General features: G+C 39.8%; 19 protein-coding genes. 5 read left to right on the top strand and 14 right to left on the bottom strand.

The features are described from left to right. Positions 1–261: 261 nt before the first annotated feature. Positions 262–1,254 (bottom strand): sugar ABC transporter substrate-binding protein, encoded by a 993-nt coding sequence (locus ACT29I_RS16245; RefSeq protein ID WP_430932732.1) that lies wholly within the window; start codon positions 1,252–1,254, stop codon positions 262–264. Positions 1,255–1,552: 298 nt separating this feature from the next. Next, positions 1,553–2,329, bottom strand: a complete 777-nt coding sequence (gene mazG, locus ACT29I_RS16240) for a nucleoside triphosphate pyrophosphohydrolase (RefSeq protein WP_430932733.1) — start codon at positions 2,327–2,329, stop codon at positions 1,553–1,555. A 107-nt stretch (positions 2,330–2,436) separates the two neighbouring features. On the opposite strand from mazG, the gene ACT29I_RS16235 reads away from it, so the two are divergent. Together ACT29I_RS16235 and ACT29I_RS16230 are read left to right on the top strand one after the other, a co-directional pair. Then, positions 2,437–3,390: a PhoH family protein gene (locus ACT29I_RS16235; protein ID WP_430932734.1), complete on the top strand. Its 954-nt coding sequence runs from the start codon at positions 2,437–2,439 to the stop codon at positions 3,388–3,390. Between the two features lie 68 nt (positions 3,391–3,458). Next, positions 3,459–3,926, top strand: a complete 468-nt coding sequence (locus tag ACT29I_RS16230; RefSeq protein WP_430932735.1) for an FKBP-type peptidyl-prolyl cis-trans isomerase — start codon at positions 3,459–3,461, stop codon at positions 3,924–3,926. A 112-nt stretch (positions 3,927–4,038) separates the two neighbouring features. Here ACT29I_RS16230 and ACT29I_RS16225 read toward each other — a convergent pair whose 3' ends face one another. After that, entirely contained in the window at positions 4,039–6,570 is a 2,532-nt protein-coding gene (locus ACT29I_RS16225) for an ATP-dependent Clp protease ATP-binding subunit (protein WP_430932736.1), read from the bottom strand. A 342-nt stretch (positions 6,571–6,912) separates the two neighbouring features. On the opposite strand from ACT29I_RS16225, the gene gyrA reads away from it, so the two are divergent. Then, positions 6,913–9,477 carry a DNA gyrase subunit A gene (gene gyrA / locus ACT29I_RS16220; protein ID WP_430932737.1) on the top strand — a complete coding sequence of 855 codons (2,565 nt, stop codon included), beginning with the start codon at positions 6,913–6,915 and terminating at the stop codon, positions 9,475–9,477. A gap of 45 nt (positions 9,478–9,522) precedes the next feature. After that, positions 9,523–10,689, top strand: a complete 1,167-nt coding sequence (locus ACT29I_RS16215) for a tetratricopeptide repeat protein (protein ID WP_430932738.1) — start codon at positions 9,523–9,525, stop codon at positions 10,687–10,689. Positions 10,690–10,818: 129 nt separating this feature from the next. Here ACT29I_RS16215 and ACT29I_RS16210 read toward each other — a convergent pair whose 3' ends face one another. The 6 genes from ACT29I_RS16210 to ACT29I_RS16185 all read right to left on the bottom strand — a co-directional run bounded on the left by ACT29I_RS16210 (position 10,819) and on the right by ACT29I_RS16185 (position 15,645). Further along, positions 10,819–11,301 (bottom strand): globin domain-containing protein, encoded by a 483-nt coding sequence (locus ACT29I_RS16210; protein WP_430932739.1) that lies wholly within the window; start codon positions 11,299–11,301, stop codon positions 10,819–10,821. Between the two features lie 77 nt (positions 11,302–11,378). After that, positions 11,379–12,701 carry a serine hydrolase domain-containing protein gene (locus ACT29I_RS16205; RefSeq protein WP_430932740.1) on the bottom strand — a complete coding sequence of 441 codons (1,323 nt, stop codon included), beginning with the start codon at positions 12,699–12,701 and terminating at the stop codon, positions 11,379–11,381. A 199-nt stretch (positions 12,702–12,900) separates the two neighbouring features. Then, a complete protein-coding gene (locus ACT29I_RS16200) occupies positions 12,901–13,491 on the bottom strand; it encodes a thioredoxin family protein (RefSeq protein ID WP_430932741.1) in 591 nt (196 codons plus the stop codon). Positions 13,492–13,566: 75 nt separating this feature from the next. Then, positions 13,567–14,076, bottom strand: coding sequence for a TlpA family protein disulfide reductase (locus ACT29I_RS16195; protein ID WP_430932743.1), 510 nt, complete (start codon positions 14,074–14,076; stop codon positions 13,567–13,569). Between the two features lie 2 nt (positions 14,077–14,078). After that, positions 14,079–15,245: a lipoprotein N-acyltransferase Lnb domain-containing protein gene (locus tag ACT29I_RS16190; RefSeq protein WP_444793931.1), complete on the bottom strand. Its 1,167-nt coding sequence runs from the start codon at positions 15,243–15,245 to the stop codon at positions 14,079–14,081. Between the two features lie 49 nt (positions 15,246–15,294). Then, positions 15,295–15,645: a hypothetical protein gene (locus ACT29I_RS16185; RefSeq protein ID WP_430932745.1), complete on the bottom strand. Its 351-nt coding sequence runs from the start codon at positions 15,643–15,645 to the stop codon at positions 15,295–15,297. Between the two features lie 191 nt (positions 15,646–15,836). On the opposite strand from ACT29I_RS16185, the gene ACT29I_RS16180 reads away from it, so the two are divergent. After that, positions 15,837–16,997: a hypothetical protein gene (locus ACT29I_RS16180; RefSeq protein WP_444793930.1), complete on the top strand. Its 1,161-nt coding sequence runs from the start codon at positions 15,837–15,839 to the stop codon at positions 16,995–16,997. 270 nt (positions 16,998–17,267) lie between these two features. Here ACT29I_RS16180 and ACT29I_RS16175 read toward each other — a convergent pair whose 3' ends face one another. The 5 genes from ACT29I_RS16175 to sucB all read right to left on the bottom strand — a co-directional run bounded on the left by ACT29I_RS16175 (position 17,268) and on the right by sucB (position 24,655). Further along, positions 17,268–18,299: a quinone-dependent dihydroorotate dehydrogenase gene (locus ACT29I_RS16175; RefSeq protein ID WP_430932749.1), complete on the bottom strand. Its 1,032-nt coding sequence runs from the start codon at positions 18,297–18,299 to the stop codon at positions 17,268–17,270. A gap of 322 nt (positions 18,300–18,621) precedes the next feature. Then, a complete protein-coding gene (locus ACT29I_RS16170; protein WP_430932750.1) occupies positions 18,622–19,107 on the bottom strand; it encodes a helix-turn-helix domain-containing protein in 486 nt (161 codons plus the stop codon). Positions 19,108–20,432: 1,325 nt separating this feature from the next. Further along, entirely contained in the window at positions 20,433–20,939 is a 507-nt protein-coding gene (locus ACT29I_RS16165; RefSeq protein WP_430932751.1) for a flavodoxin, read from the bottom strand. A 15-nt stretch (positions 20,940–20,954) separates the two neighbouring features. Continuing rightward, the gene (locus ACT29I_RS16160; protein WP_430932752.1) at positions 20,955–23,003 is read right to left on the bottom strand and encodes an alpha-ketoacid dehydrogenase subunit alpha/beta; all 2,049 of its coding nucleotides are present in this window, start codon (positions 23,001–23,003) and stop codon (positions 20,955–20,957) included. 35 nt (positions 23,004–23,038) lie between these two features. Then, positions 23,039–24,655: a 2-oxoglutarate dehydrogenase, E2 component, dihydrolipoamide succinyltransferase gene (sucB, locus tag ACT29I_RS16155; RefSeq protein WP_444793957.1), complete on the bottom strand. Its 1,617-nt coding sequence runs from the start codon at positions 24,653–24,655 to the stop codon at positions 23,039–23,041. Positions 24,656–24,721 lie beyond the last annotated feature (66 nt).

Below are 24,721 nucleotides of genomic sequence, written 5' to 3'. Positions count from 1 at the left end.
AAAATAGCAATAGTTTTCTAAAAAAGACAGGCAGTCCCAAACCATCCCAATTTATTCTAAACCGAATGAGCTAATAATTCCAGTCTTACTAAATAAAACACTATTTAAAAAATACTGCCCGCCTTTTTTAACTATCACTATCGAGCCTGATTAATTCATGAATTTTTGTAATTAAATATGAATAGATCAGGTAAGCAAGCCAAAACCAATCAAGGTCTATTTATTAAAATTATGAAGGCATACTGTCTTGGTATGTTCGCGTTATTCGATATCCTCTGCTGCGATAAAACCTTCCGAAACAACTGTCATTTTAATGTTTTGGCGGTGCACAATTTGTGCCGGCAACAAGATAGCAGGTACAAGCCTTTTACCATTGTTAACGGTTAGATTCATGTTCGAAGGAGCTTCTCCATCGGCAATTTTTATGGCAGCGTTGGCAGCGGCAAAAGCCATCGATTCAATGGGTTTGTAAATGGTCATGGTTTGTATACCGCCCGCAATATTACGTATTGCTTCAATATCGGCATCCTGACCTGCAACCAACACCCTGCCATCCATATTGTGTTCTTTCAGCGCACTGATAACACCTGCAGCAATAGCGTCATTGCCCGCAATTACGGCATCTAAAGCAGTATCAACGTTGGTTAAATAATCGTTGGTGATTTTATAGCCCTCATGCAACGACCATGTATCGGAAAATTTACTAAATACAATTTCAATATCACCTCTTTCAACAAGAGGCTGTAATACATTCATTTGCCCCAGGTTAAGCAAGTATGCGTTATTGTCGATTACAGAACCGCCCACAATTCCGTATTTGCCTTTGGGCTTTATTTTAGTGAGGTAATTGGCTTGCAATTCTCCAACCGCAATATTGTCGGTCGATATATAATAATCTAGGTTACAATCCTTTATTAAGCGGTCATAGGAAATAACCGGCACGTAATTTTTGTGCGCATATCTGACTATGTTACCTGCTTTTTTCGAGTCAACCGGAACAACAATTAGTACTTCTACTCCGTTTGCGATCATCTCTTTGGCCTGGTCCTCTTGTTTGTCTGGATCTGAATCAGCTATTGCCACAACACAGGTTCCGCCAAGCTCAACAACCTTTTCTTCAATCAGCTTCATATCTTTTTTCCAACGTTCTCGTTCTAAGGTGTCCATCAGCAGACCTACTTTGGGTTTGTTTTTACAGCTAGTAACTATTAGTATTCCAAATGCTAAGATTAATAGGATTTTTAGTGCTTTCATAATGTGATGTTTTAGGAAGAAATTTAATTTTAATAATTTACAAAAAATGATTCGGAAAGTAAAGCACTATCCCATTTAAAATTTAACATCTGTTTTCTGTCAATTATCATATTCTCCAAGGCACAGATAATGGAATAGTCCACAAAAAAATGAATTGGAAGGATAATGAAAGAAATATAGCACATGATATAGACTAAACATTAAGCGGGTGGATAAGATTTGTTTTATTTAGCATGCTTAAATCAAAAAACCTCTTTTATTTTGCCCGAATACATTACTTTAATTAAACAGCTACCTACTACATACTCTCTTTTTTTGCTTCTTCCCAAATCTTGTCCATTTCTTCCAACGACATTGCTTTTAAATCCAATCCTTGTTTTATGGTTTTGTCTTCCAAATAATTAAAGCGTTGAATAAACTTACGGTTGGTTCTTTCTAACGCGTTTTCGGGGTTTACACCATATAATCGAGCGGTGTTAATAATGGAAAATAACAAATCACCAAATTCAGCTTCAATCTTATCTTGGTCTCCTCTAGCAATTTCTTCTTTTACTTCCTGCAGTTCTTCTTGAACCTTGTCCCAAACTTGTTCGCGGTTTTCCCAGTCAAAACCAACGCCGCGGGCTTTGTCCTGTATCCTGTTGGCTTTAACCAAGGCAGGCAACGAATCCGGAACTCCTTCCAAAACGGATTTGTTGCCTCCTTTTTCCTTTAACTTTAAACGCTCCCAGTTTTCTTCAACCTCTTTGGCATCATTTACCTTGGTGTCGCCAAAGATATGGGGGTGCCGGTAAACCAGTTTTTCGTTCAATGATTTGATGACATCTTTAATGGTGAACTGTTGTTTTTCCTCACCAATTTTCGCATAAAACACTATATGCAGTAATAAGTCGCCTAATTCTTTCTTTATCAGGGTCGCATCGTTTTTTATGATGGCATCCGCCAATTCGTAGGTTTCTTCAATGGTAAGGGTCCTGAGTGTTTCATTGGTCTGTTGTTTGTCCCAGGGGCATTTTTCCCTGAGTTCGTCCATTATTATTAATAACTCTTCAAAAGCAGTTAATTTTTCTTGCATCAGTTTTATTTTGGAATTGATATTTTATTAAGTTCAAATGTAAAAATATCCATCCACTTTATTAATATTTGTTGTTAATTTGTATTCTTTATTACCCATATATATATATGATAGAAAAACTGATATACCTTGATTCTGTAGATTTAATTGAGTTTTTGGGCGTGAAGAACGTAAAGCTCGAATTGATTAGGAGCAAATTTCCTAAGCTGCGTATTATTGCGCGCGGCGATTGGCTCAAGGCAATGGGAGAAGAGGAGGAAGTCGCTTTCTTTGAAGAGAAAGTTCACCTGCTACTCGATCATTATAACGAATACAATGTGTTGAGCGAACATTCCATATTTGAAATTATAGATAGTGGCACGGTTGGAAAAACCAAAGAGGTTGATGATGTTATATTATATGGGATTAATGGAAAACCCATCAAAGGCAGAACTACCAACCAACAGCTCTTTGTGCGGGAATACGAAAAAAATGACCTTATTTTTGCGGTGGGGCCAGCAGGTTCGGGCAAAACATATACGGCCATCGCATTGGCAGTTAGGGCATTGAAGAGAAGGGAGGTACGCAGGATTATTTTAAGCCGGCCGGCAGTGGAAGCAGGGGAGAAGCTCGGCTTTTTACCTGGCGACATGAAGGAAAAAATTGATCCATATTTGCAACCGTTGTACGATGCTTTGCAGGACATGATTCCGGCTGCCAAACTAAAGGACTATATGGAGAACGGGACCATACAGATTGCCCCGTTGGCTTTTATGCGCGGCAGGACTTTAAACGAGGCATTTGTGATTTTGGACGAAGCCCAAAACACAACGGTAAACCAGATAAAGATGTTCCTGACCCGCATGGGTCAAAGCACCAAATATGTGGTCACGGGAGACATAACCCAAATAGATCTTCCCCGTAAATCCATGTCCGGACTGGTGCAAGCCATGCGAATCTTAAACAAAGTGAAAGGTATAAAGATAATCAATTTTGATGTCAGGGATATTGTACGCCATCCTTTGGTGAAAAAGATCGTGGAGGCCTACGATAAAGAGAAACCCGAAAAGTACGAGGAATAACCTAAAGAGAGGAGGCAACCGGTTGAGTTAAGTTGTCTCATTGATTTAAATACAAATTATTAAAATTTATGATGAAAAAAGTTTTAGTTGCCATTATTGTTGCCATAGGGCTTATTAGCTGTTCCGACGATTCAGATATTTTTGAATCGGTTGATTATGCAGAGCGGGATGAACAAATAATCCAGGATTATTTTATTGCCAACAACATAATAGATACCATTGCAACTCCATATGGTGTATATATAGAGCATTTGTTGGAGGGAACGGGCGATAACCCGACAATAAACGATAGCGTTACGGTTAATTATAGCTTATACACTATTCCTGATAATAATTTAATCGAAGCATCCGCCGATCCGGTAACCTTTAAACTTTCAGATCTCATCACCGGTTGGCAAATTGGAATCCCGCATATGAGTGAGGGTGGAGAAGCAAATTTATATATTCCAAGCAGTTATGCTTACAGGGGAACCTATAGCCCTTTAGCCGATGATGTATTGAAATTTAAGATTACATTGGTAGATATTAAAGAGTGATTTGAATATAACCAAATTACAGACCATCAATCACAAAAAAAGCTGTCTCATCATTTATGTTTGAGACAGCTTTTTTCATTTATTGGTTTCGATCCATGCAGGATACACCTTGCTAGTTTTCACTCGCATCCGAATCTTTAATTGCCTCAACGTTTTTTTCTATGGACGAGAATATCTTTTCATCCTTTTCGTTAAAGTCTACTTTGATGATATCACCTTCTGTGACGGAAGCTTGAATAATTACTTCCGCCATCTCGTCTTCCAGGTATTTTTGGATAGCTCTTTTCAGCGGACGGGCACCAAAGTTAGTGTCAAAACCTTTGGACGCGATATAATCTTTCGCCTTATCCGTCAGTTGCAATTTATATCCTAACGATTCTACACGGTCATATAAACCTTTAAGCTCGATGTCAATGATTTTGAAGATATGTTCTTTGTCAAGCGTGTTGAATACAACAACGTCATCTATACGGTTGATAAACTCAGGGGCAAACGCTTTTTTCAACGCTTTTTGAATAACATGTCGGGCATGGTCCGAATCGGATTCCCTACTGCTGGGCTGAAAACCGACACCTCTACCGAAATCTTTCAATTCGCGACTACCGATATTGGAAGTCATGATGATTATGGTATTTTTAAAATCCACCCTACGTCCCAAGCTGTCTGTCAATCTACCTTCGTCTAATACTTGTAGCAACAAGTTAAAAACGTCAGGGTGAGCCTTTTCAATCTCGTCCAGCAGAATCACGGAGTATGGCCTTCTTCTTACCTTCTCAGTCAGCTGACCGCCTTCTTCGTAACCCACGTACCCCGGAGGCGCTCCAACCAAACGGGAAACCGAGAATTTCTCCATATATTCACTCATGTCGATACGGATCAGCGCATCTGTTGAATCGAACAGGTATTTCGCCAACACCTTGGCCAAATGTGTTTTACCAACCCCTGTAGGTCCCAGGAACACAAATGAGCCAATCGGTCTGTTCGGATCTTTAAGCCCTGCGCGGTTCCGTTGTATGGCTTTAACAATCTTCTGAATAGCCTCTTCCTGTCCGATAACACTACCCTTCAATTGATCTCCCATCTGAAGAAGCCTGAACCCTTCTGCTTGTGCCACTCTTTGAACCGGGATACCTGTCATCATGGCAACCACTTCTGCCACTTTCTCAATATCAACGGTTTCTCGGTGTTGCTGAAGTTCCTGTTCCCATTTCGACTTGGCAATGTTCAGTTCTTCCAAATAGGTCTTTTCCTTATCCCTGAAGCTGGCTGCCAATTCAAAGTTCTGTGCTTTTACCGCTTTAATCTTGTTTTCCTTGGTTTCCTCGATTTGCTCTTCCAGCTTTAAAATAGTTTCAGGAACAATGATATTAGAAATATGAACACGAGAGCCCGCTTCGTCCAAAGCATCAATAGCTTTGTCTGGTAAATGACGGTCGGTGATATATCTTTCAGTTAGCTTTACACAGGCATCAATTGCCTCTTCGGTAAAAGATACGTTGTGATGGTCTTCGTATTTCTCTTTAATATTGTTAAGTATTTCTATCGTTTCCTCAATAGTTGTCGGTTCCACCATTACTTTCTGGAAACGTCTTTCCAGGGCACCGTCTTTTTCGATATGCTGTCGGTACTCATCTAAAGTGGTTGCACCAATACATTGAATATCGCCGCGGGCCAGGGCAGGCTTAAGCATGTTGGCGGCGTCCAGAGAACCTGTTGCACCACCCGCGCCTACAATGGTATGTATCTCGTCGATAAATAAGATAATATTCGGATTTTTTGAAAGCTCATTTAATATGGCTTTCATTCTTTCCTCAAACTGACCTCTATATTTTGTGCCAGCCACAATCGAGGCCAGGTCAAGCGTCACCACTCTTTTATCGAATAGCACGCGTGATACTTTCTTTTGGTGGATGCGGATAGCCAATCCTTCCGCAATAGCAGACTTACCTACACCCGGCTCGCCAATTAAAATGGGGTTGTTCTTTTTACGTCGGCTTAAAATTTGCGCCAATCTTTCAATTTCCCCTTCGCGACCCACAATGGGATCCAGCTTCCCGTCTTCGGCAGCCTGGGTAATGTCGATACCAAAATTGTCTAACACAGGTGTGTCGGACCCTTTGGAGCCACTGGTTGAACGAGGCGCGTCTGAACCGCCTCCCGAGGAAAAAGGACTGTCTTGATCATCGTCCTCCGGCAAGTCTGCCTTGGCCAAAGGCTCGTTGTTTGTCATCAATCCTTTTACTTTTTCGTAATTAATCTTTTCTTCTGCCATAAGTTCAGGTATAAATCCATTGTTGTCCTTTAATAATGCCAAAAGCAAATGCCCGGTATTAATATTCTCGCTTTTTACCGAACGGGCCTCCAGATAAATCAACCGTAAAATTCTTTCCGATGATTTTAGTAGGGGAATATGTTCAGTATGTTCTAATACAACATTTGTTTTCAGCTTTGATTCGATGCTTCTTTTTAGGTTATCCAGATCAACCTGCAATTGTTCCAGTATTTCTATGGCCGTACCTTCACCTTCCCTTAAAAGGCCAAGTAAAAGGTGTTCCGGTGAAATATAAGGGTTGCCCAAACGCTCGGCTTCTTCTTTGGAAAAACCTATCACATCATTAATCCTTTGAGAAAAATTCAAATTCATTGGATACATCTTTTCTAGTTTCTATTACAATTACCGTACAATTAAGTTCAATGCTGACATTTCAACAGACTGACTTACTGATTATGTCAAATCTTCCGTTATTCATGCCAATAATGTAATGCATTGTTAATTTAAAAGTACAATTTATTTTAAATTTCCCATGCAATAAAGCATAAAAATAGTAATAATTATGCGGATTCCAGAATGTTTATTGCTTGTTAATAAATTGTGTACTTTTTCCCTTTAATATTAGCACATAAATGACTAAATTAGGCCGTCCAAAAAACAGGCTGTGAAAGGCCTGTTTTCGTTTGTATATTCTAATTCATAATTTAATATTAAATGGCTGAAGGAGAGAAAATAATAAAGATAAATATTGAGGAAGAAATGAAATCGGCCTACATCGATTATTCGATGTCGGTGATTGTTTCCAGGGCATTGCCTGATGTTAGGGACGGCTTTAAACCGGTACATAGGCGTGTTCTTTATGGAATGAGCGATTTAGGAGTTACTTCCACCAAGCCATATAAGAAATCAGCGAGAATTGTAGGGGAGGTGCTGGGTAAGTACCACCCACACGGTGATTCATCGGTTTATCTTGCGATGGTGCGTATGGCACAGGATTGGTCGTTGCGTTACCCGCTGGTCGATGGACAAGGGAACTTTGGTTCCGTAGATGGCGACAGCCCTGCCGCAATGCGTTATACCGAGGCTCGCTTGAATAAAATAGCGGAAGAAACGCTGGTTGACATTGACAAGAGAACCGTCGATTTTCAGTTGAACTTTGACGACTCTATGAAGGAACCCACAGTTTTACCTACCAGGATACCCAACCTATTGGTAAACGGTGCTTCCGGTATTGCGGTTGGTATGGCCACCAATATGCCACCACATAACTTAACGGAGATCATCAATGCTACAATTGCCTATATCGAGAACAATGATATAGATATTGATGGATTACTGGAGTATGTAAAAGCTCCTGATTTTCCAACGGGAGGTATTATTTACGGTTATAAAGGGGTAAAAGACGCTTTTGAAACGGGCAGAGGCAAAGTAGTCGTGCGTGCCAAGGCAGAAGTTGAAACCGATAAGAACGGAAGGGACAAGATTGTTATTACCGAGATTCCCTATTTGGTAAACAAAGCTGAACTGATTATTAAAATTGCCGACCTTGTCAACGAGAAGAAAATCGACGGTATTTCAAATGTGAACGATGAGTCGGACAGGGAAGGTATGCGTATCGTGGTCGATTTAAAACGCGATGCCATTGCCAACGTAGTTTTAAATAACCTATATAAATTAACTGCATTACAGTCGTCGTTTAGTGTTAATAATATTGCGCTGGTAAAAGGCCGTCCGCAAATGCTTAACCTAAAAAGTTTGATCAGTAATTTTGTGGAGCACCGTCACGACGTGGTTACACGCCGTACCCAATATGAGTTGGAGCAGGCAGAAAAACGTGCCCATATCCTTGAAGGACTTATTGTTGCCAGTGACAATATCGACGAGGTAATCAAGATAATCAGAGGTGCATCCAGTCCGGATGAAGCACGCGAGAAACTGATTGAGCGCTTTGAGCTTTCAGATATCCAGGCTCGGGCAATTGTAGACATGCGCCTGCGCCAGCTGACAGGACTGGAACAAGATAAGTTACGTAGCGAATATGAAGACCTGTTAAAGGAAATTGCGGACTTAAAAGAAATCTTGGAGAACGAACCTCGCAGAATGCAAATTATCACCGATGAATTAATCGAAATCAGGGATAAATACGGTGACGAGAGAAAAACAGAAATTGTATACTCATCAGAAGAATTCAATCCTGAAGATTTTTATGCCGATGATGAAATGGTAATTACTATTTCATATATGGGTTATATCAAAAGAACGCCTCTTGCGGAATTTAGAACCCAAACAAGAGGGGGAGTAGGTTCTAAAGGAAGTACCACACGCGACGAGGACTTTATCGAGCACCTGTATCCTGCTACCATGCACAATACCATGTTGTTTTTTACAGCAAAAGGACGTTGTTTCTGGTTAAAGGTGTATGAGATTCCAGAAGGTGCCAAAAATACCAAGGGTAGAGCTATTCAAAATTTGTTGAATATTGAACCGGATGACAAGGTTAAAGCATTTATTAAAGTAAAAAAATTAAACGATCAAGATTATATCAACAGCCATTATATTATAATGGGTACCAAAAAGGGTATTATCAAGAAATCATTATTGGCGGATTATTCCCGTCCACGTGTAAATGGAGTAAACGCCATTACCATTAAAGAAGATGATGAACTGATCCAAGCCAGATTAACGCATGGCGAAGCGGAAGTTTTGATGGCCACGCGATCGGGTAGAGCTATCCGATTTAACGAGTCCAAGGTAAGAAGCATTGGCCGTACTGGATTAGGCGTTAGAGGTATAGCGTTAGATACAAGTAAAGACGAAGTGGTTGGCATGATATGTGTAAAAGATATAGAGCAAGAGGATGTACTTGTGGTATCTGAAAACGGGTTTGGTAAAAGATCTAAAATTGAAGATTACCGAATAACCAACCGCGGTGGTAAAGGTGTGAAAACCATGAAGATTACCGACAAAACAGGTGCACTCATATCCATCAAAAATGTGACCGACGACAATGACTTGATGATTATCAACAAATCGGGTATTACCATTCGTTTGGCCTTATCGGAATTAAGAACCACCGGAAGGGCCACTCAGGGAGTCAAGGTAATCAATCTAAGGAACAGTGACCAGATCGCTTCCGTTGCAAAAGTTTCGGCTTTTAAAGAGGAAGAGATTCAAGCGGCAAAGGAGGATGGAGAAAATACCGAAGGAGAAAAAGGAAATCCATTGAACGAAAAAACAGATAATAACAACGACGAAACAATTAACAACGATCAAGAATAAAAAAATATTATTTTTGAGGTGAAAATCCACACAAAAAAAATTAATATGATGAAAAAGACAGTTTTATTTTTAGCAGCTGTGCTAACCTTTTCTGCGGCTATTGCGCAAACTGGAAAAATTACCACGGCTACAACCTTGCTGGATCAAGGTGATGCGGTTAAAGCGAAAGAGGCCATTGATGCAGCGATGGCACATGAAAAAAGTATGAACAATCCTAAAACGTATATCGTTGCAGCAAAAGTTTATACAAAATTGGCTCAGAACGGAAAAGATGATCAAGGAATCATAAAAGCTTATGAGTATTATCAAAAGGCTATCGAATTGGACAAAAAAGGAGATGCTAAGGGTAAGAAAATTGGTAAGTATAAAAAAGAAATCGGTCAGGCTTTATTGTTCTTTGGAAACCAATTGACTAACGCAGGTGTTGAGGCGTTTAACAAGGAAGACTTCGCTACGGCAGTTACTGCTTTTGACGGCCTATTAAAGTTAAACCAGAACGAATATCTGGTAGAGTTACAAGGTGAAAAAATAGATACTGCTATCATCTTCAACACAGCCTTGGCCGCCTATAACGGCAAAAACTGGCCAATGGCAGAAAAGTATTTCGATAAAGCAATATCTGTAAAATACGGTGGAGGCGATGCTATTTTGTTGGTGCACCAGATGTATGCCGAGAAAGGTGACTCAGTAAAAATGGGAGCTAACTTGATCAGAGGTTTCGAGACTTATCCTGAAGACGAGAGGATTTTGACGCAATTGATCAACTTTTACCTTGAAACGAATCAAAACGATAAGGCTTTAGATTACTTAAACAAAGCGATTGAAAGTGACGAGAATAATCCATCATTCTATTATGCAAGAGCTGTATTGAATGATAACAGCAAGAATTTTGATGCTGCATTAGCTGACTACAAGAAATGCTTGGAGATTGATTCAGAATATTTTAATGCGCTATATAACCTTGGAGTAATGTACTTTAACAAAGGTGTGGAGCAAATGAACGACGCTAATTCGGAAACAGACTTTAAAAAGTTTGAGACTAAGAAAGCCATAGCAGAGGCAACATTTAAAGAGTCGTTACCTTACTTCGAAAGAGCAACGGAAATCAAACCTGAAGAGGCTGCAGTATTGGAAAGCCTTAAGACTTTATACTATCGTTTCGAGATGAATGAGAAGTATAATGAAGTAAATGAAAAACTTAAGACTTTATAAGAAGGGAATTAGTTAGATATCCGGGTCGGTTGGCCCGGATATTTTTATATATATTAAAATAACATAATATCAACTATAAGACAAGCATACCTTAAAAAAAAGCATCTGACATAAGATGCTTAAAATATATTATTTCGGAATACGGAAACCTATTTTGAACTGAGGTTCATCGTGTTGATTCACCATCCAGTTCGAAAACTCGTCAAGCCAACGCCAAAACGACAAGATTAAATCATCGGGTACATTTTCTATGCGCGATAAAACTTGCCTGTAGCAATTAAGCCACTCAATACGTGTTTTAGGTGTTATTTTAAACGGCAAATGTCTGTTGGCCAACATGGGATTTCCCCGTGTCATTTTATAGTATTCAGGGCCGCCTAGACGCTGCACGAAAAAATCTGCCGAACGTTTTTTGGCACCTTCAAGCAGCTCTCCCTTTGGTGGAAAAATATCTTTGATCTCACTTTTCACCAATAGTTCGTAATGGTCGTTGATCATTTTGCGTACACCTTCCTCTTTTAGATATTCGTATATACGTATATCCGGTTTAAAGTTAGTACGTCTTTCTCCAAAAGGTAATTCTGTAATCTTAAATTCTGAAATATCTACCATATCACCCTATTTAACCTAATGTACGCCATTAAAATGCATTTTTTGATGCAATATTAACATCAGGTCAATACAAATGTTTAGAAAATAATAGTTTTACGTTGTGGTTTTTCCTTGTTTCTAAGATCAAACAAGTTGTAATCGGGCCATTCGTCCACTTTGGCCAAAGTACGGTCCATCATCCACTTTACATCGTTCGCAAATTCAGGACCTTTCCAGGAATTGGTATTGAACACGATGGCATATGACAAACCATCGTCCTGGCGAACAACCAATGCAGATGTTCCGGCCAGCGTACCTGTCCTGTACCAATAATGTTTTCTGACCCCGCGCCATCCCAGCGGGCTTCCACCTAAAAGTTCGGTAGAGCTCATTTCGTGAATGCTATTGCTAGAGAGTATATCGTTCGGGGTATCGAATCCATCGATGGCAACTACCAATCTCAACAAATCGGTTGTCGAGGCTATCCAACCGCCGGCAGCCCCCAAGGTTTTTATATCGTTGCCTCCATAACTTCTGGGCACCATATTTTTGCTCCCCATATGGTCGTCTACCAAATAAGCATCGTCCGGCTCATAATATTTAACTTCCAGGTCAAAACGTTCCCAAGGATAGCTCCCGCCAATCTGCATATCGAAAATTTCCAAAGGATACAACACGTTGGTTTTTACATAAAGTTCGTAATCCATTCCTGAAGCCTTTTCTATCACTTCTTCAAGAATGGCATAGCCCAAGTTGCTGTAAGAAGACATTGTCCCTGGCGGATAATGCAAGCGCTTAGTCAACATAAAACGAATAATATCCTCTTTCTCAACCGGGTAATCGACCTTCATTTTTTTTGCGATTACATTTGGGATAAACATCGGATCCCCGTACCTGTTGGTAAAACCGGCAGAGTGATTAAGTAACTGTTTTACAGTTATTCTTTCCACTTTTCGGTCCCTATAGCCCAAGAAAATAGAGTCGTTTAAAATACCGTCTTTTCCAAACACTTTACTATCCAATGTTAAATTTCCGTTTTCAACCAGTTTCATCACCGCCACGGCAGTAACCAATTTGGAAACACTGGCGATCCTGAACAGGTTATATGGTTGTACCTGAATGGATTTTTCCTTGTCGGCATAACCGTATCCCTTGGTAAACACAAGCTTACCATCTTTCACCACCGACACGGAGGCGCCGGCCAAATGATTTCTTCTGAGAAAGCGGTTTATATTGTAATCGATAACCTCGAATTTCTCCTGATCGGAAAAAGCGTTGGAAATTCTATGTGAAGCAACAGAAGGTGCTGGTGGAACAAAGTCCCCACCAAAAGAATCGCCAGAATTGAAAAAAGTTAGGTTCGCGACACTTAGCGAAATAACCCCCAACAATGCGATGCTTGCTTTATATATAAATGTCATCTAATATTCACTTTAATGTTGGTAAAAATAGGTAAAAGCAATTTAAACCACAAAATATCAATGCTTAAACATTACCAACCTCTATTAAATACGTCTATATACGCATAAAAGTCAAAAAGGTTATTTCAACTGGCAGCATAACAGGTGTTTAAGGCTTCAAGTAGTAATTTACCACTTAAAGCCTTACCTGAAAAAATGTTCAATAAGGTTTGATGCTACATCCTATTGCCTTGGTATTCTTTACTTTGGGCTCCTTACCGGCAAGCAAAGCATCAATAGCCTGTGCCAGATATTTCTCCTTAACCCGCGAGGCATCCCTTGGAGAATCGTCTATTGCACCGATATAACTTACCTTAAACTTACCAGACGCGTTTTTAAGCAAATAAATATGCGGAGTTTTGGTGGCGCCATATTTGGCATATAATCCTTCGTCATCCACCAGGTACGGAAAAGTAAACCCTTTGTCCTTAGCCCTGATTATCATATTTTCGAAGGAATCATCCTCGAATTCCTCTGGATTGTTGGGATTGATGGCAACAACCGGGAATCCTTTTGCTTTATATTCCTTGTCCAATGCTATAATCCTGTCTTCGTACAACTTGGCATAAGGACAATGGTTACAGGTAAAAATTAACACGACACCCTTTTGGGAATTATATTGGTCCAGGGACACAGCTTTGTTATCGGTACTTTTCAGTTTAAAACCCGGTGCTACATCGCCAATGTTCAGCTGTGCTTGTGCGGTAAGCACAGCTAATGCAAAAATTGCGGATAATGCTAGTTTTTTCATGTATATTGCTTTTTGTTAGTAAAAAAATCTTTCCTTCAACAATGGAATGTGGAAAGAGAACTAGCATAGAAACACTCAAAGCAATAAAGAGTTCAATGTGTTTTCAATGAATTCCGGACTAACCTGTCCCTCGTGGAAAATGGTTTTGTTTTTATAAATAAACAAACAAGCGGGAATGCCGCCGCTCCATTGGTCGTCTATTTTTGGAATCCAATCGTTGGGATTTCTCTCGTCCAAAACAACAACTTCGCTGAGAATCGCGCGCTTCTTAATAAAAGGAACCAGCTTGCTTTCAATTTTCTCCGGAAAGTCAAGGCTTACCAACAGCACTTTAACGGGTACTTCCTTTTGCATGGTGGCAATACTTTCAATAACAGGCATTTCTTCAACACATGGCTTGCACCATGTTGCCCAAAAGTTGACGACCAATATGGAATCCCGGCCAACCAAATCAATTCTTTCGTTCAGTTGCTTGAAGTCAATCACTTTAGGGACGTTATTTTGCGAAAATGCACAGGATACCACTGTAACCCAAAATAAAACCACAAGTACCCCAAGTTTTTTCTTTTTTCCATCATTTTCCATACCTAAATAAATTTTGTATTCGCGTTAAGTTTTGTGTACAACCGAAACACTAACAACAAAGCCAAGGGAATTGTTGCCAACGGAAAAGATTGGGGTATGTATTTCCACCCTAACAAGAAGATCGTCAAACAGGCCAAATTAAAGTATATCAAACACATGGAAATCTTTGAATCCAACTTCGAAAACGCCAGGTAGACAAACGTAGGAACAGCCCAAAGTATATTCAGGTTATTCGCAGGCACACTATGGTCGGTAAAGAGCCACAGATATGCCATGAGCATGCCCACCAATCCGGTTATTAAAAACAAAAAACGATCAAAATAGATCAGCGAATTACCTTGCATTACAATGCTTAAAACTAACACTGACAGTAAGAACGCCCAGCATACCCGTACGGGACTTAAAACAGTCTTTTTTTGGCTTCTTGAAGCATCCAGATCCAACAGTAGATGTTTTTCGCCGACCAAAGCGCTAACCCCGCTGCCTTTACTAATCGTAGCACGATCGAAAGCTTCCATTAAAAAATCAGGTAGATAAGTCGACTCTCTTAGGGAAGCCTTTTTATCGGCAGGCAATCCCAGTAACAGGTTTAAACCGGTTTCAATCCAAGGTGAATAAACAAGGTAATGATGCAGATATTCCCTAAACGATAACTCCTTTGATTTTTCTGTTTCAAGGACAAGCTCACCTTTGATGTTATCTGCAACCATATCCACAATACGCGTAGCACAATTATCGTAGAAAAAGTCGTATTTATACTTACGGTTTTCGGGACGGTAGTTGACCATCAAGGCATTAAATATGCTTTGCCTGTCTTCGAGCGGTAAGTTTAATATCTGCTCGGTAACGGTTCGGTTGTTCCTGAAATACTCGGGCAAAAAATGCTCGAATTTGCTTATGCTGAGGATGTAATTGAGTTTCCCGTTGGCAAATTTTAAGTAAAAATTAGGCGTGTTAAAATCAAAAGTACCATAGTTAAAAACCCAGTCGATATTGTTTTCAGCATCGCTAACCCGCAGGGCCGTATGCCCGAAAGCGGCATATAATTCGTCGCCCTGGGAACAGGTCAAGACAGATATTTTTGATTGCTGCGACAGTATTCTTTGGGCATCAATATTTAGCGCGATAAACGTCACAAATACGTACAGACATACAATTCTTGTCATCATATTCAATTTGTCTCAAATATAGACAAATTGAATAGCTCAGGAAAAAAAACTAAATATTAATGACAGTATACTTTAACCATGAATTTTTAAGGGCGAACACTTTGGGTACATTCCACTTAACGCGCAAGGTTGACGGCACCAGATGGAATGTGTTTCCTGTATGCGCAGTTATTCCCTGAACCCGGTCAATGGCCTCTTTTATAGCTTTAATAGCAAGAACGATCTTAGTTTTTGTCCCACTCTCATGTACTACCTCATTATTGGTTGAAACGTTTTTACCAGGATAAGTTTCTTCAACCCAGTAATATTCGGGATCGGCAAACAGGTTCATAAACCAATCTACACAAAATTCGGCCCACTTAATAAGGACTTCTTCCATACTTAATTTTATTGCTATCATAACTTAATAATTTAAGACGATTAAAATTTCATCTCACAAAGATAAGAACGCTATAAACTGATACATAGTTTTTTAAGCAGTTTAAGCTGTATGTAAGCTCAAATAAAGCCGAACCTAACAGCTTAATTTAAACTTAATTATAAACTTAATATTAACTTAAAAACCTTATCTTTGTACTTAATCGTCTTATTATGTCCGGGAACCTGCACATACTGTCGGAAGACTTGATTTTTTCCATAATCAACCATATCTCGGAAATGGTGGTAGGTGTGGAAAAGATAACCGGAATATACACACATCCCGAAACAGAAGACGTACGCGGTATTACTTTACAATACCGGAACAACCGGTTGCAGGAGCATGAACTGAACTTTTCAGGTATAGAAGACCAACTTCACGGCCTCAGACACGAAAACAATAAATACAGGTGGATAGATAATTCCCAGGTACCATTTGACACGCATTACGAGGCGAAATCGCAGTTGAACATATTTGATGAGTTGAACCACCTGATATTACTCGTTACAATTCCGGGAGCTATAAGACAAGAAAAAGATATATTGTTGATTTACTTCAAAGACGATATCAATGCCTTTGGTGTGCAACACCAAAAATCATCTTTGAGCACGGACAACAAATCCATCATCGGGCATTTACTTTCCGGATCGGTTCATTCATATTGCAAGCTTTTTTGGCAGGAAAAAGAAAAGTTTAACCTTTTTACCCAAAAAACAAGCAGGATATTAGAACAACAACGTTCTGTGAATAAAGGTGATGCGAGAAAAGAAGAGCTAGAAGCCATCATTTTCTCCTGGGCTGACCAATACCTGCTCAATTGTAGCAATTCTGATGGCGTTAATTATGTTTACTCAAGAGAAGCCATTAATAAGATAAAAGAATTTAAAGGAGAATTCTCATCATTACAAAAAGCAATAAAAGAAGCCATCGAATATACAAAATTGATAGTTACAGGAGTAAACAAGAAGGTGCAAGCTGAATATATTGAATATGTTACAGATGTGAATTACACCATAAACAAAGGTGGTTTACATGAGACAACACATCTTTCGTTACGATTGCAACGTGTATATGAATTTTTGGACCGACTAGAAACGGCCGGTCTCAAGGTGGATCGCATGGAACTTAACCTTACAGGGACAAATATAGGTAACGCCATGGAAGATAAACCGATAACAGCAGCGGCTATATCGGACTATGTTGGCAAAAACAAGGAACGTATCAACCTCCTCTTTGAGAAATACCCCAACAAATGGGGCTTTATCAGAAATAATTTTAAGTCCATTATCAACGTGACCTCTCGCACTAACAATCAATCCAGGAGTTGGATGTAAAAAGGTGTCCTTAGGCAACCATAGTAATATGATAAAATTGATTGTTCGGTGAGCGATTCATGGACTGCTTGCAGAAATGAGCAGCCAAGACTGTTGGTCATCTATCACTGTATTAAACAAGGCGTTTATCTGCAAAACAATAACTCAGGTTATAACATTACACAACAATCATCAAGTGGACACTTGAGATTGGATTACATATGTAACAACCCATCATATTATCCGGTTATTGCAATCCCAAAGCGAATCCGGGAATAATTTATTTTGATTTTATTGGTTTAGTAAAGATCTATTGATTCTTTTGATGAGTCCAGGACCTTCATATATAAAACCAGTATAAATCTGTATTAAATCAGCACCTGCCTCAATTTTTCTTTTGGCATCTTCCTCACTGTGAATTCCGCCCACGCCTATGATAGCAAATGACTTAGCGGAGCGTTCAGCCAGGTATTTAATCACATGATTACTTCTGTCGGCAATTGGCCTACCGCTCAATCCCCCGTTTCCAATATTGTTTAACATCTGGCTAGGGGTAGTTAAATTGGTTCTGTTTACGGATGTATTACTAGCTATTACACCATCGATTTTTGTTTCCTGAACCACCTCAATTATTTCATCAAGTTGATTATTATTGAGATCTGGGGAAATTTTTAAAACAATTGGTTTACGTTTTGTACTTTGTAGGCTATCATTTTGCAATGTATTTAATAATTCTATCAAATATGATTTATCCTGTAATTTAGCAGTAACCCCAACATTGGGGCAGCTAACGTTTACAACAAAATAATCTACATAATCATGTAACTCCCTAAAACATGTAAGATAATCGCTGGTGATTTGTTGTTCCGGAATACCCGTATTTTTGCCGATGTTGCCTCCAATTACAACTTTTCCTTTATTTTTCTTTAATTGCTCAACCGCTTTTTGAACACCATCATTATTAAATCCCATCCTATTTATAATGGCTTCATCTTCAATCAATCTAAATAAACGTTTTTTAGGGTTTCCATCTTGAGCGTTGGGAGTAACTGTTCCAATTTCTATAAAACCAAAGCCCAAATCTGCAAGTTCGTTATATACTTCGGCGTTTTTATCTAAACCGGCAGCTAAACCAACAGGGTTTTTAAATTTTAATCCCATGACCACCTTCTCCAGCCTTTTATCCTCTAATCGATATAATCTTCTAATTAGGAAACCTATACCTGGCAAATTAAAGGTTACTTTTATTGTAGCTACTATAAAGTGATGTACCTTTTCTGGGTCGAATTTGAAAAAAATGGGTCGGATAAGATATTTGTACATTGCTCAATTATTTAAAAATCGCACAAAGGTAAGTAATTACGGATGATATCCAAAGAAGGTCTTTTATTGTAACCAATATCGAATGGTACCCAAAAACCACCGGAAGATTTCTCAGGTATTTTTAATGAAACATCAATTTTTTAATCGGACTGTTTAAACCATTTTTAATGTAAAACATTGCACTAATTGTAAGTGTTACATATGTAAACTCACCCATCCTTTAGCGGGACACCCGGGGGTACCAGCATAAGGAAGCCCTTTATTTAAGGTTTTACGGCCTATTGGAGTTTCAAAAATTAAAAAAGTAATCCATACGTTCCGGTCACTCACCTTTATTAGGCCTGTAGGTATCGAAAGTTCCATCGTTATAAAAAAACACGATATGATCCAGTTGTTTGCGTGAATTTAATGGAGAAATTACCTTAGGCTCCTTTTGCGATAGATATGGTGCCCTTTCTTCGGGTTCTTTGGCCTGTTCTGTATTATTATTTTTTTGTTGCTTAATCGGCTTTATTTCTTCTTTCGTCACTTCCTTCTCAGGCTTTTTCTCCTCGAATAAGGTAGGATCGGGAACCGGTATGGAATTATTGTTCGTGCTGTTCCTGTACATCGCGCCCTGTCCCAGCAGCAGCCAATCTGGATTAATATGGGGGAATTTAACCAACACTTTCTGCAAAAACTCCAGGCTAGGATTGTTTCTTCCCGATAAAAGATGGGATATGCTGGATCTGTTTACGCCCACAATGTCGGCAAACTTGGACGATGCGAGCTTTTCTGTAGCCAATAATGTCTGTAGTCTTTGTTTCATATGTGTATTTTTCTTTCAACGGTCATTACCTGTCCCGACATTCGTTGCCAGCACCGAACTCCCGAGAATATTTAATTCCTGATTCAAGTTTGGGACTGGCTTTTGCCAAATGTGCGATACGTTAGATTGAAAACCTGTGTGTGTTACAAATGTATATGTGACCATTGTAAACATTAATTGCAATATTTAATTTAAAGCAGGTGCGTACATGTGTAAATATCAATCTCCAATAATCTCTATACAAATGTAACAACAATTTACAAATTGTAAAATTAATATGTGCATAAAAATTCTATTACACCTATGATATTAGTCGTGTACAAATACTTCTATACCTAAACTTCAGACTATCTATATGTTTCATTAATAATATATTAAACTAAAGCTTTAAACGAATACCATAAATAGCACAATAAAAGATACATAACATTTAGTTTTACCAAAATTAACCAGTTATTAAAAGCATTTTTAAAGCTTCTGCTTATACTGGCTTTTCCTATCTATTGCACTGATTATTATGCAATAAAGTACGTTTTTTGTGTTCTGTAAACCATATGTTTAATTAAACCTCATATACGAATGGTATACAGGGTATTATATGTTTTACGAGCGATCAAATACACATTTATAACGGACTTTATCCATCTGTTGCCTATATTTATTAATGTATAAATTTGTATAAACATTATATATGACTGTAATACAGTATATTATGTATATTGTATAAAAATACTAAAGCATAAAGTCAGCTTATTGGGACAGTAAATTTTAAGGTTGCATAATTGTTTACAATAACACATCCCTCCCCTTTTTGAATAGTCGCTTAAATATATGAAAGGTTATTTGATGTAACTCAGGAAACGATCACATCGATGATTTTCGTAAAAGTATAGATTACATATGTAACTTTTCGATACAACATATTTAATATTCCTGAATTCATTGAATGTTACATATGTAACTATATTCTGGAATTCTGAATCATTAAGACAAAGCTAGTTGTTCAGGTAGTAACGTATTCTGTTACCTGTTCTTTCTCTTGGCTACTAATGTCTTTGTCTGTGACAAGTTACAGTCTTAAATAGTATACTTTTGTAAAGACTTTATTATTATCTGTCGAAATTATACTTATTCTCCATATATTATACATAATGTCATACAGCATTTGACTTAATGCTTAAGTTCTATATTATGAACCTGTGACAAACAGATCATTTTACAAAAGACTCTCACCGTATTCGTTATGTTAAGTTTATTTTAGAACAAGAAGCAAAAAAAAGGCCTTGTGATAAACAAGACCTTTCAACTAGATTTTAGCAATATTATTACTTGAACTCTTTTTTGAGTACTTCCGCCCATTTTTCTATTCTTTCATCAGAAAGTGCTGCCTGGTTTTCAATATCCAATGCCAGTCCCACAAACTGGTCCCCGCGTTGAGCCCTTGAACTTTCGAACTCGTATCCTTCGGTCGATGTAAAACCAACCACCTTTCCTCCTCTTGCTTCGAGAAAGTCGGCCATGATACCAATTCCATCCACAAAATTTTCAGGATAGCCTTTTTGATCTCCGCCTCCAAAAAGGGCAAATGTTTTTCCTTCCAACGAATCATCCTCTACCGAAGGTAAAAACTCGTCCCAATAATTAGGCAGCTCTCCGTCGAACCACGTTGGTACGGCCAATATGTAATTTGAGAAGCCCATAAACTGTTTCTGTGTAGCTTCTTCCACATTAACTTCTTCAATATTATTTTCACCCAAAGCTTTACTCATTTTTTGAGCCTGCTGTCTGGTTTTAACTGAATTAAAACTGTAAAATAATCCTATTTTCTTCATAAGTAGTCTGTTTGATTAATAAGCCAATAATTCTGCCGCTGCATCCTTTATTTTCTGGGTGTTAGGCAAGGTTGCCGCCTCTAAGGTTCTGTTAAATCCGACTGGCGTAAATGTGGAACCCACTCGTTTGATGGGTGCGTCCAGGTACTGAAAGCCTATTTCGGCTATTGTTGCGACTACCTCTCCGCCAAAACCACTAAAAACCTTATCCTCATGCACAACAAGCAATTTAGATGTTTTTTTGACAGATTCCAATATCGTTTCCTTGTCCAACGGAATTAAGGATCTCAGGTCGATCACCTCTATGTTGCCCTTACCTTCCTCATTCAGTGCATCGGCTGCTTCCACACACATATGCGTTGTGTTTCCGTAGGTAATAATGGTCAAATCTGCTCCCTCTCGTCTGATACGGGCTTTTCCATACGGGACCTCAAATTCATCGGGAATAGGTGTTGCGGCCTTAGGAGAATTGTATAAGGCCTTGGGTTCCAAAAACAAGGTCATCCCTTCGGAACGCATGGCTGTGCGTAACAGGCCAGCTGCATCATCCGCATATGAAGGATATACCACCCGTACGCCGGGGAACGTGGTTAAGGCGCCTTCAATATTTTGGGAGTGATAAAGACCTCCACCGATATATCCCCCAGAAGCCAGCCTTACCGTAATATTTGGAGAATACTGCCCCTTTGTCCGCCAGTACTCATGGGTAGTTTCAACAAACTGTTCCATGGCCGGCCAAAAATAGTCAGCGAATTCGGCCCCTTCCACAACTATGCGGATTTTCTTGTTAAAACGGGACATACCGTTGGCCGTTCCCATAATATAATCCTCAGCTATTGGTGCATTGAAAACACGTTGATGGCCAAACTCTTGTTGCATCCCCTTAGAAACGTTAAAGATACCTCCTTTGTCCTTGTTGGCCATATCCTGGCCCCAGATATAGGTATCCGGGTTTTTCCTGAACTCTTCTTTCAGTGTCCCGTTTAACGCTTCAATCAGTTTTTTGGGTTCTCCTTGTTCGTTATGTAAACCATCGGGATATTTTTTCGGAACATAAGCCGGTGCAAACACAAAGTCATGGATGCTTTCCGGTGTCGGATGCGGAGCGGCGAGACCGGCTTTATGGGCGGCTTTCACCTCGGCCTTTACTTTTTCGTCAATCTCGTTCAGCTCTTCTTCGGTCGCACGTTCGTAACGGGTCAGCAATCTTCTGAACTTCGCAATCGGGTCGTATTCCTGTACGTAGTTTAATTCTGCTTTATCACGGTATAATTCGTGCCTGTCGGAATTCGAATGCGAATGAATACGAACACAGTTGGCATGCACGATGACCGGTTTTTGTTCTTCCTCGGCCCATTTTACGGCCTCTGCCATGGTGTTCATGGAATCGAATACATCTTTTCCGTTGCAATATAATATCCTAAGGTGCTTTAGCCCCTCAAAATTCTTGGCGACTTTTCGGTTTGCGGTTTGATCTTTCTTGGGCACCGAGATACCATACCCATTGTCCTGGAACACAAAGACTACCGGCAACTGCTCATTGGAAGCTCCGTTTATGGCCTCATACACATACCCCTCCGACACAGAAGATTCTCCTTGTGAACTGATAGCTACCCCTTTTGACTTATAGGTCTTGATGGCCCTGGCTATTCCCGTTGCATGCAAGGTATGGTTGCCGGTACATGAGGACACGTTATGAATGTTCCATTCAGGTTTGGCAAAGTGGTTAGACATATGGCGGCCACCACCGGCAACATCCGCGTCTTTGGATATACCGTTGTAAATGATTTCCTCCGCCGTCATTCCTGCTGAAACACAAGTCTGTAAATCTCTGTAATACGGAAAAAGGTGGTCCTTGCTCCTATCAAAATTCTGCCCGATAGCCAATTGTATTGCGTCGTGCCCTGCGGCGGGTGCATGGTACGACCAACCTATGGCTTGTTTCAAATAGTTGGGAGCGCGTTCGTCGAGACTCCTACCTAGCTTCAATAGGTAGTACCATTTTAAAAGCGTATCCTTTTCTGCGGTTTTTATCTTATATGTTTCTGTTACTTCTGATTTCATACTGATTTAGTTTTTGTTATACGTCTGTCCAGGTTTTAAATTGCTCTATTGATATCAAATTGTTCCAGGTAATCACCAATCCTACGAAGGAAGTTCCCTCCCAGAGCTCCATCCACTATGCGGTGGTCGTAGGAAAGGGACAAGAACATCTTGTGTCGGATACCGATCATATCACCCGTTGGAGTTTCAATGACGGCAGGTTTCTTTTCGATTGAGCCTACTGCCAGGATAGCCACCTGAGGTTGGTTTATTATTGGGGTACCTATGATATTTTTGAAAGAGCCAAAGTTGGTTATGGTGAATGTTCCTCCCTGAATATCGTCAGGGGAAAGTTTGTTGTCCCGGGCCAGGCCTGCCAACCGGTTTACGTCAGAGGTCAGTCCGGCCAGGTTTTTATGGTCGGCCTGCTTGATTACCGGAACGATCAAGTTGCCACTAGGGAGTGCGACCGCCATTCCGATATTCACGTTTTTGCGGTAAATAATGTTATGTCCGTCCACTGATGCATTCACTCCAGGGAAGTCGCGAAGTGCCCGTGCAGTTGCCTCAAAGAATATGGGTGTGAATGTAATCTTCTCACCATATTTCTCCTGATAGGCAGCCTTGTTTTTGTTGCGCCACAATACAATATTCGTCATGTCCACTTCCACAACAGCAGTAACATGAGGCGAAACCTGTTTTGACATGACCATATGATCGGCGATCATCTTCCGCATGCGGTCCATTTCAACAATCTCATCTTCGGCATTGACCGAAACAGGGGGACTTTGAACAGGAGCCTTAGCTTTAGGTGCGGAAGCGGAAGGCGACGGTTTACTTGCTGCCTGAGCAGGAGTACTCGCTCCTCTGGTTTTAATATAGTTTAATATATCTGCTTTGGTAACCCGGTTGTTTTGCCCAGTACCTTTCATCGAATCAAGTTCTTGTACAGATACCCCTTCTTCTTTGGCAATACTTTTAACAAGCGGGGAATAAAACTTATCCGATACACTAAAGTCATGTTCGCCAGATACTTGCGACGCAGCCACAACGCTTTTCTCTATTTCTTTCGCCTCTTTGGGTTCAGACGAGGAACTGTTTGCGGCTCCTTCAGATCCTTCTAACGCTATAATTGCCACTGCTTTTCCAACCGGAACCAATGCATCGGTTTCGAACAAGATTTCATGGACGGTTCCGGCTACGGGAGAAGGTATCTCGGAATCCACTTTGTCCGTGGCTATTTCCAACAGCACATCATCCTCTTCTATTTTGTCGCCCACGGACACGAACCATTTTGTGATGGTTGCTTCCTCGACGCTCTCGCCCATTTTGGGCATAAGGATTTCGAATGTTGACATTGATGACGCAGGTGCACTTGAAGGTTGTTCTTTTACTTCCTCTACAGCCTTCACTTCAACCGTCTCCGATTTTGCTTCACCTGCGGATTCCGTGCCCTCCAGTTCGATAATGGCTACGGCTTTGCCCACAGGTACCAGCGCATCTGTTTCGTAAAATAATTCTTTTACAATCCCGGACACCGGGGATGGTATCTCGGAATCTACTTTGTCCGTGGCTATTTCCAACAGCACATCATCTTCCTCTATTTTATCTCCAACCGACACGAACCACTTTGTAATTGTTGCTTCCTCAACGCTCTCGCCCATCTTGGGCATAAGAATTTCAAATGTTGACATATTGTTTTATTTATATTTGTTCTAAATAAGAATCGGTCAAAAATC

The organism is Saccharicrinis sp. GN24d3 (assembly GCF_052400645.1).
GTDB lineage: Bacteria > Bacteroidota > Bacteroidia > Bacteroidales > Marinilabiliaceae > Saccharicrinis.
The sequence above is the reverse complement of the archived record's forward strand: the minus strand, read 5'-3'. Positions and strand labels throughout refer to the sequence as shown.

What these genes read in the sequence shown, in the direction of transcription:
- ACT29I_RS16245 (WP_430932732.1), bottom strand. Translation starts at nt 1,254, where the DNA reads ATGAAAGCACTAAAAATCCTATTAATCTTAGCATTTGGAATACTAATA.
- mazG (WP_430932733.1), bottom strand. Translation starts at nt 2,329, where the DNA reads ATGCAAGAAAAATTAACTGCTTTTGAAGAGTTATTAATAATAATGGAC.
- ACT29I_RS16235 (WP_430932734.1), top strand. Translation starts at nt 2,437, where the DNA reads ATGATAGAAAAACTGATATACCTTGATTCTGTAGATTTAATTGAGTTT.
- ACT29I_RS16230 (WP_430932735.1), top strand. Translation starts at nt 3,459, where the DNA reads ATGATGAAAAAAGTTTTAGTTGCCATTATTGTTGCCATAGGGCTTATT.
- ACT29I_RS16225 (WP_430932736.1), bottom strand. Translation starts at nt 6,570, where the DNA reads ATGAATTTGAATTTTTCTCAAAGGATTAATGATGTGATAGGTTTTTCC.
- gyrA (WP_430932737.1), top strand. Translation starts at nt 6,913, where the DNA reads ATGGCTGAAGGAGAGAAAATAATAAAGATAAATATTGAGGAAGAAATG.
- ACT29I_RS16215 (WP_430932738.1), top strand. Translation starts at nt 9,523, where the DNA reads ATGATGAAAAAGACAGTTTTATTTTTAGCAGCTGTGCTAACCTTTTCT.
- ACT29I_RS16210 (WP_430932739.1), bottom strand. Translation starts at nt 11,301, where the DNA reads ATGGTAGATATTTCAGAATTTAAGATTACAGAATTACCTTTTGGAGAA.
- ACT29I_RS16205 (WP_430932740.1), bottom strand. Translation starts at nt 12,701, where the DNA reads ATGACATTTATATATAAAGCAAGCATCGCATTGTTGGGGGTTATTTCG.
- ACT29I_RS16200 (WP_430932741.1), bottom strand. Translation starts at nt 13,491, where the DNA reads ATGAAAAAACTAGCATTATCCGCAATTTTTGCATTAGCTGTGCTTACC.
- ACT29I_RS16195 (WP_430932743.1), bottom strand. Translation starts at nt 14,076, where the DNA reads ATGGAAAATGATGGAAAAAAGAAAAAACTTGGGGTACTTGTGGTTTTA.
- ACT29I_RS16190 (WP_444793931.1), bottom strand. Translation starts at nt 15,245, where the DNA reads ATGATGACAAGAATTGTATGTCTGTACGTATTTGTGACGTTTATCGCG.
- ACT29I_RS16185 (WP_430932745.1), bottom strand. Translation starts at nt 15,645, where the DNA reads ATGATAGCAATAAAATTAAGTATGGAAGAAGTCCTTATTAAGTGGGCC.
- ACT29I_RS16180 (WP_444793930.1), top strand. Translation starts at nt 15,837, where the DNA reads ATGTCCGGGAACCTGCACATACTGTCGGAAGACTTGATTTTTTCCATA.
- ACT29I_RS16175 (WP_430932749.1), bottom strand. Translation starts at nt 18,299, where the DNA reads ATGTACAAATATCTTATCCGACCCATTTTTTTCAAATTCGACCCAGAA.
- ACT29I_RS16170 (WP_430932750.1), bottom strand. Translation starts at nt 19,107, where the DNA reads ATGAAACAAAGACTACAGACATTATTGGCTACAGAAAAGCTCGCATCG.
- ACT29I_RS16165 (WP_430932751.1), bottom strand. Translation starts at nt 20,939, where the DNA reads ATGAAGAAAATAGGATTATTTTACAGTTTTAATTCAGTTAAAACCAGA.
- ACT29I_RS16160 (WP_430932752.1), bottom strand. Translation starts at nt 23,003, where the DNA reads ATGAAATCAGAAGTAACAGAAACATATAAGATAAAAACCGCAGAAAAG.
- sucB (WP_444793957.1), bottom strand. Translation starts at nt 24,655, where the DNA reads ATGCCCAAGATGGGCGAGAGCGTTGAGGAAGCAACAATTACAAAGTGG.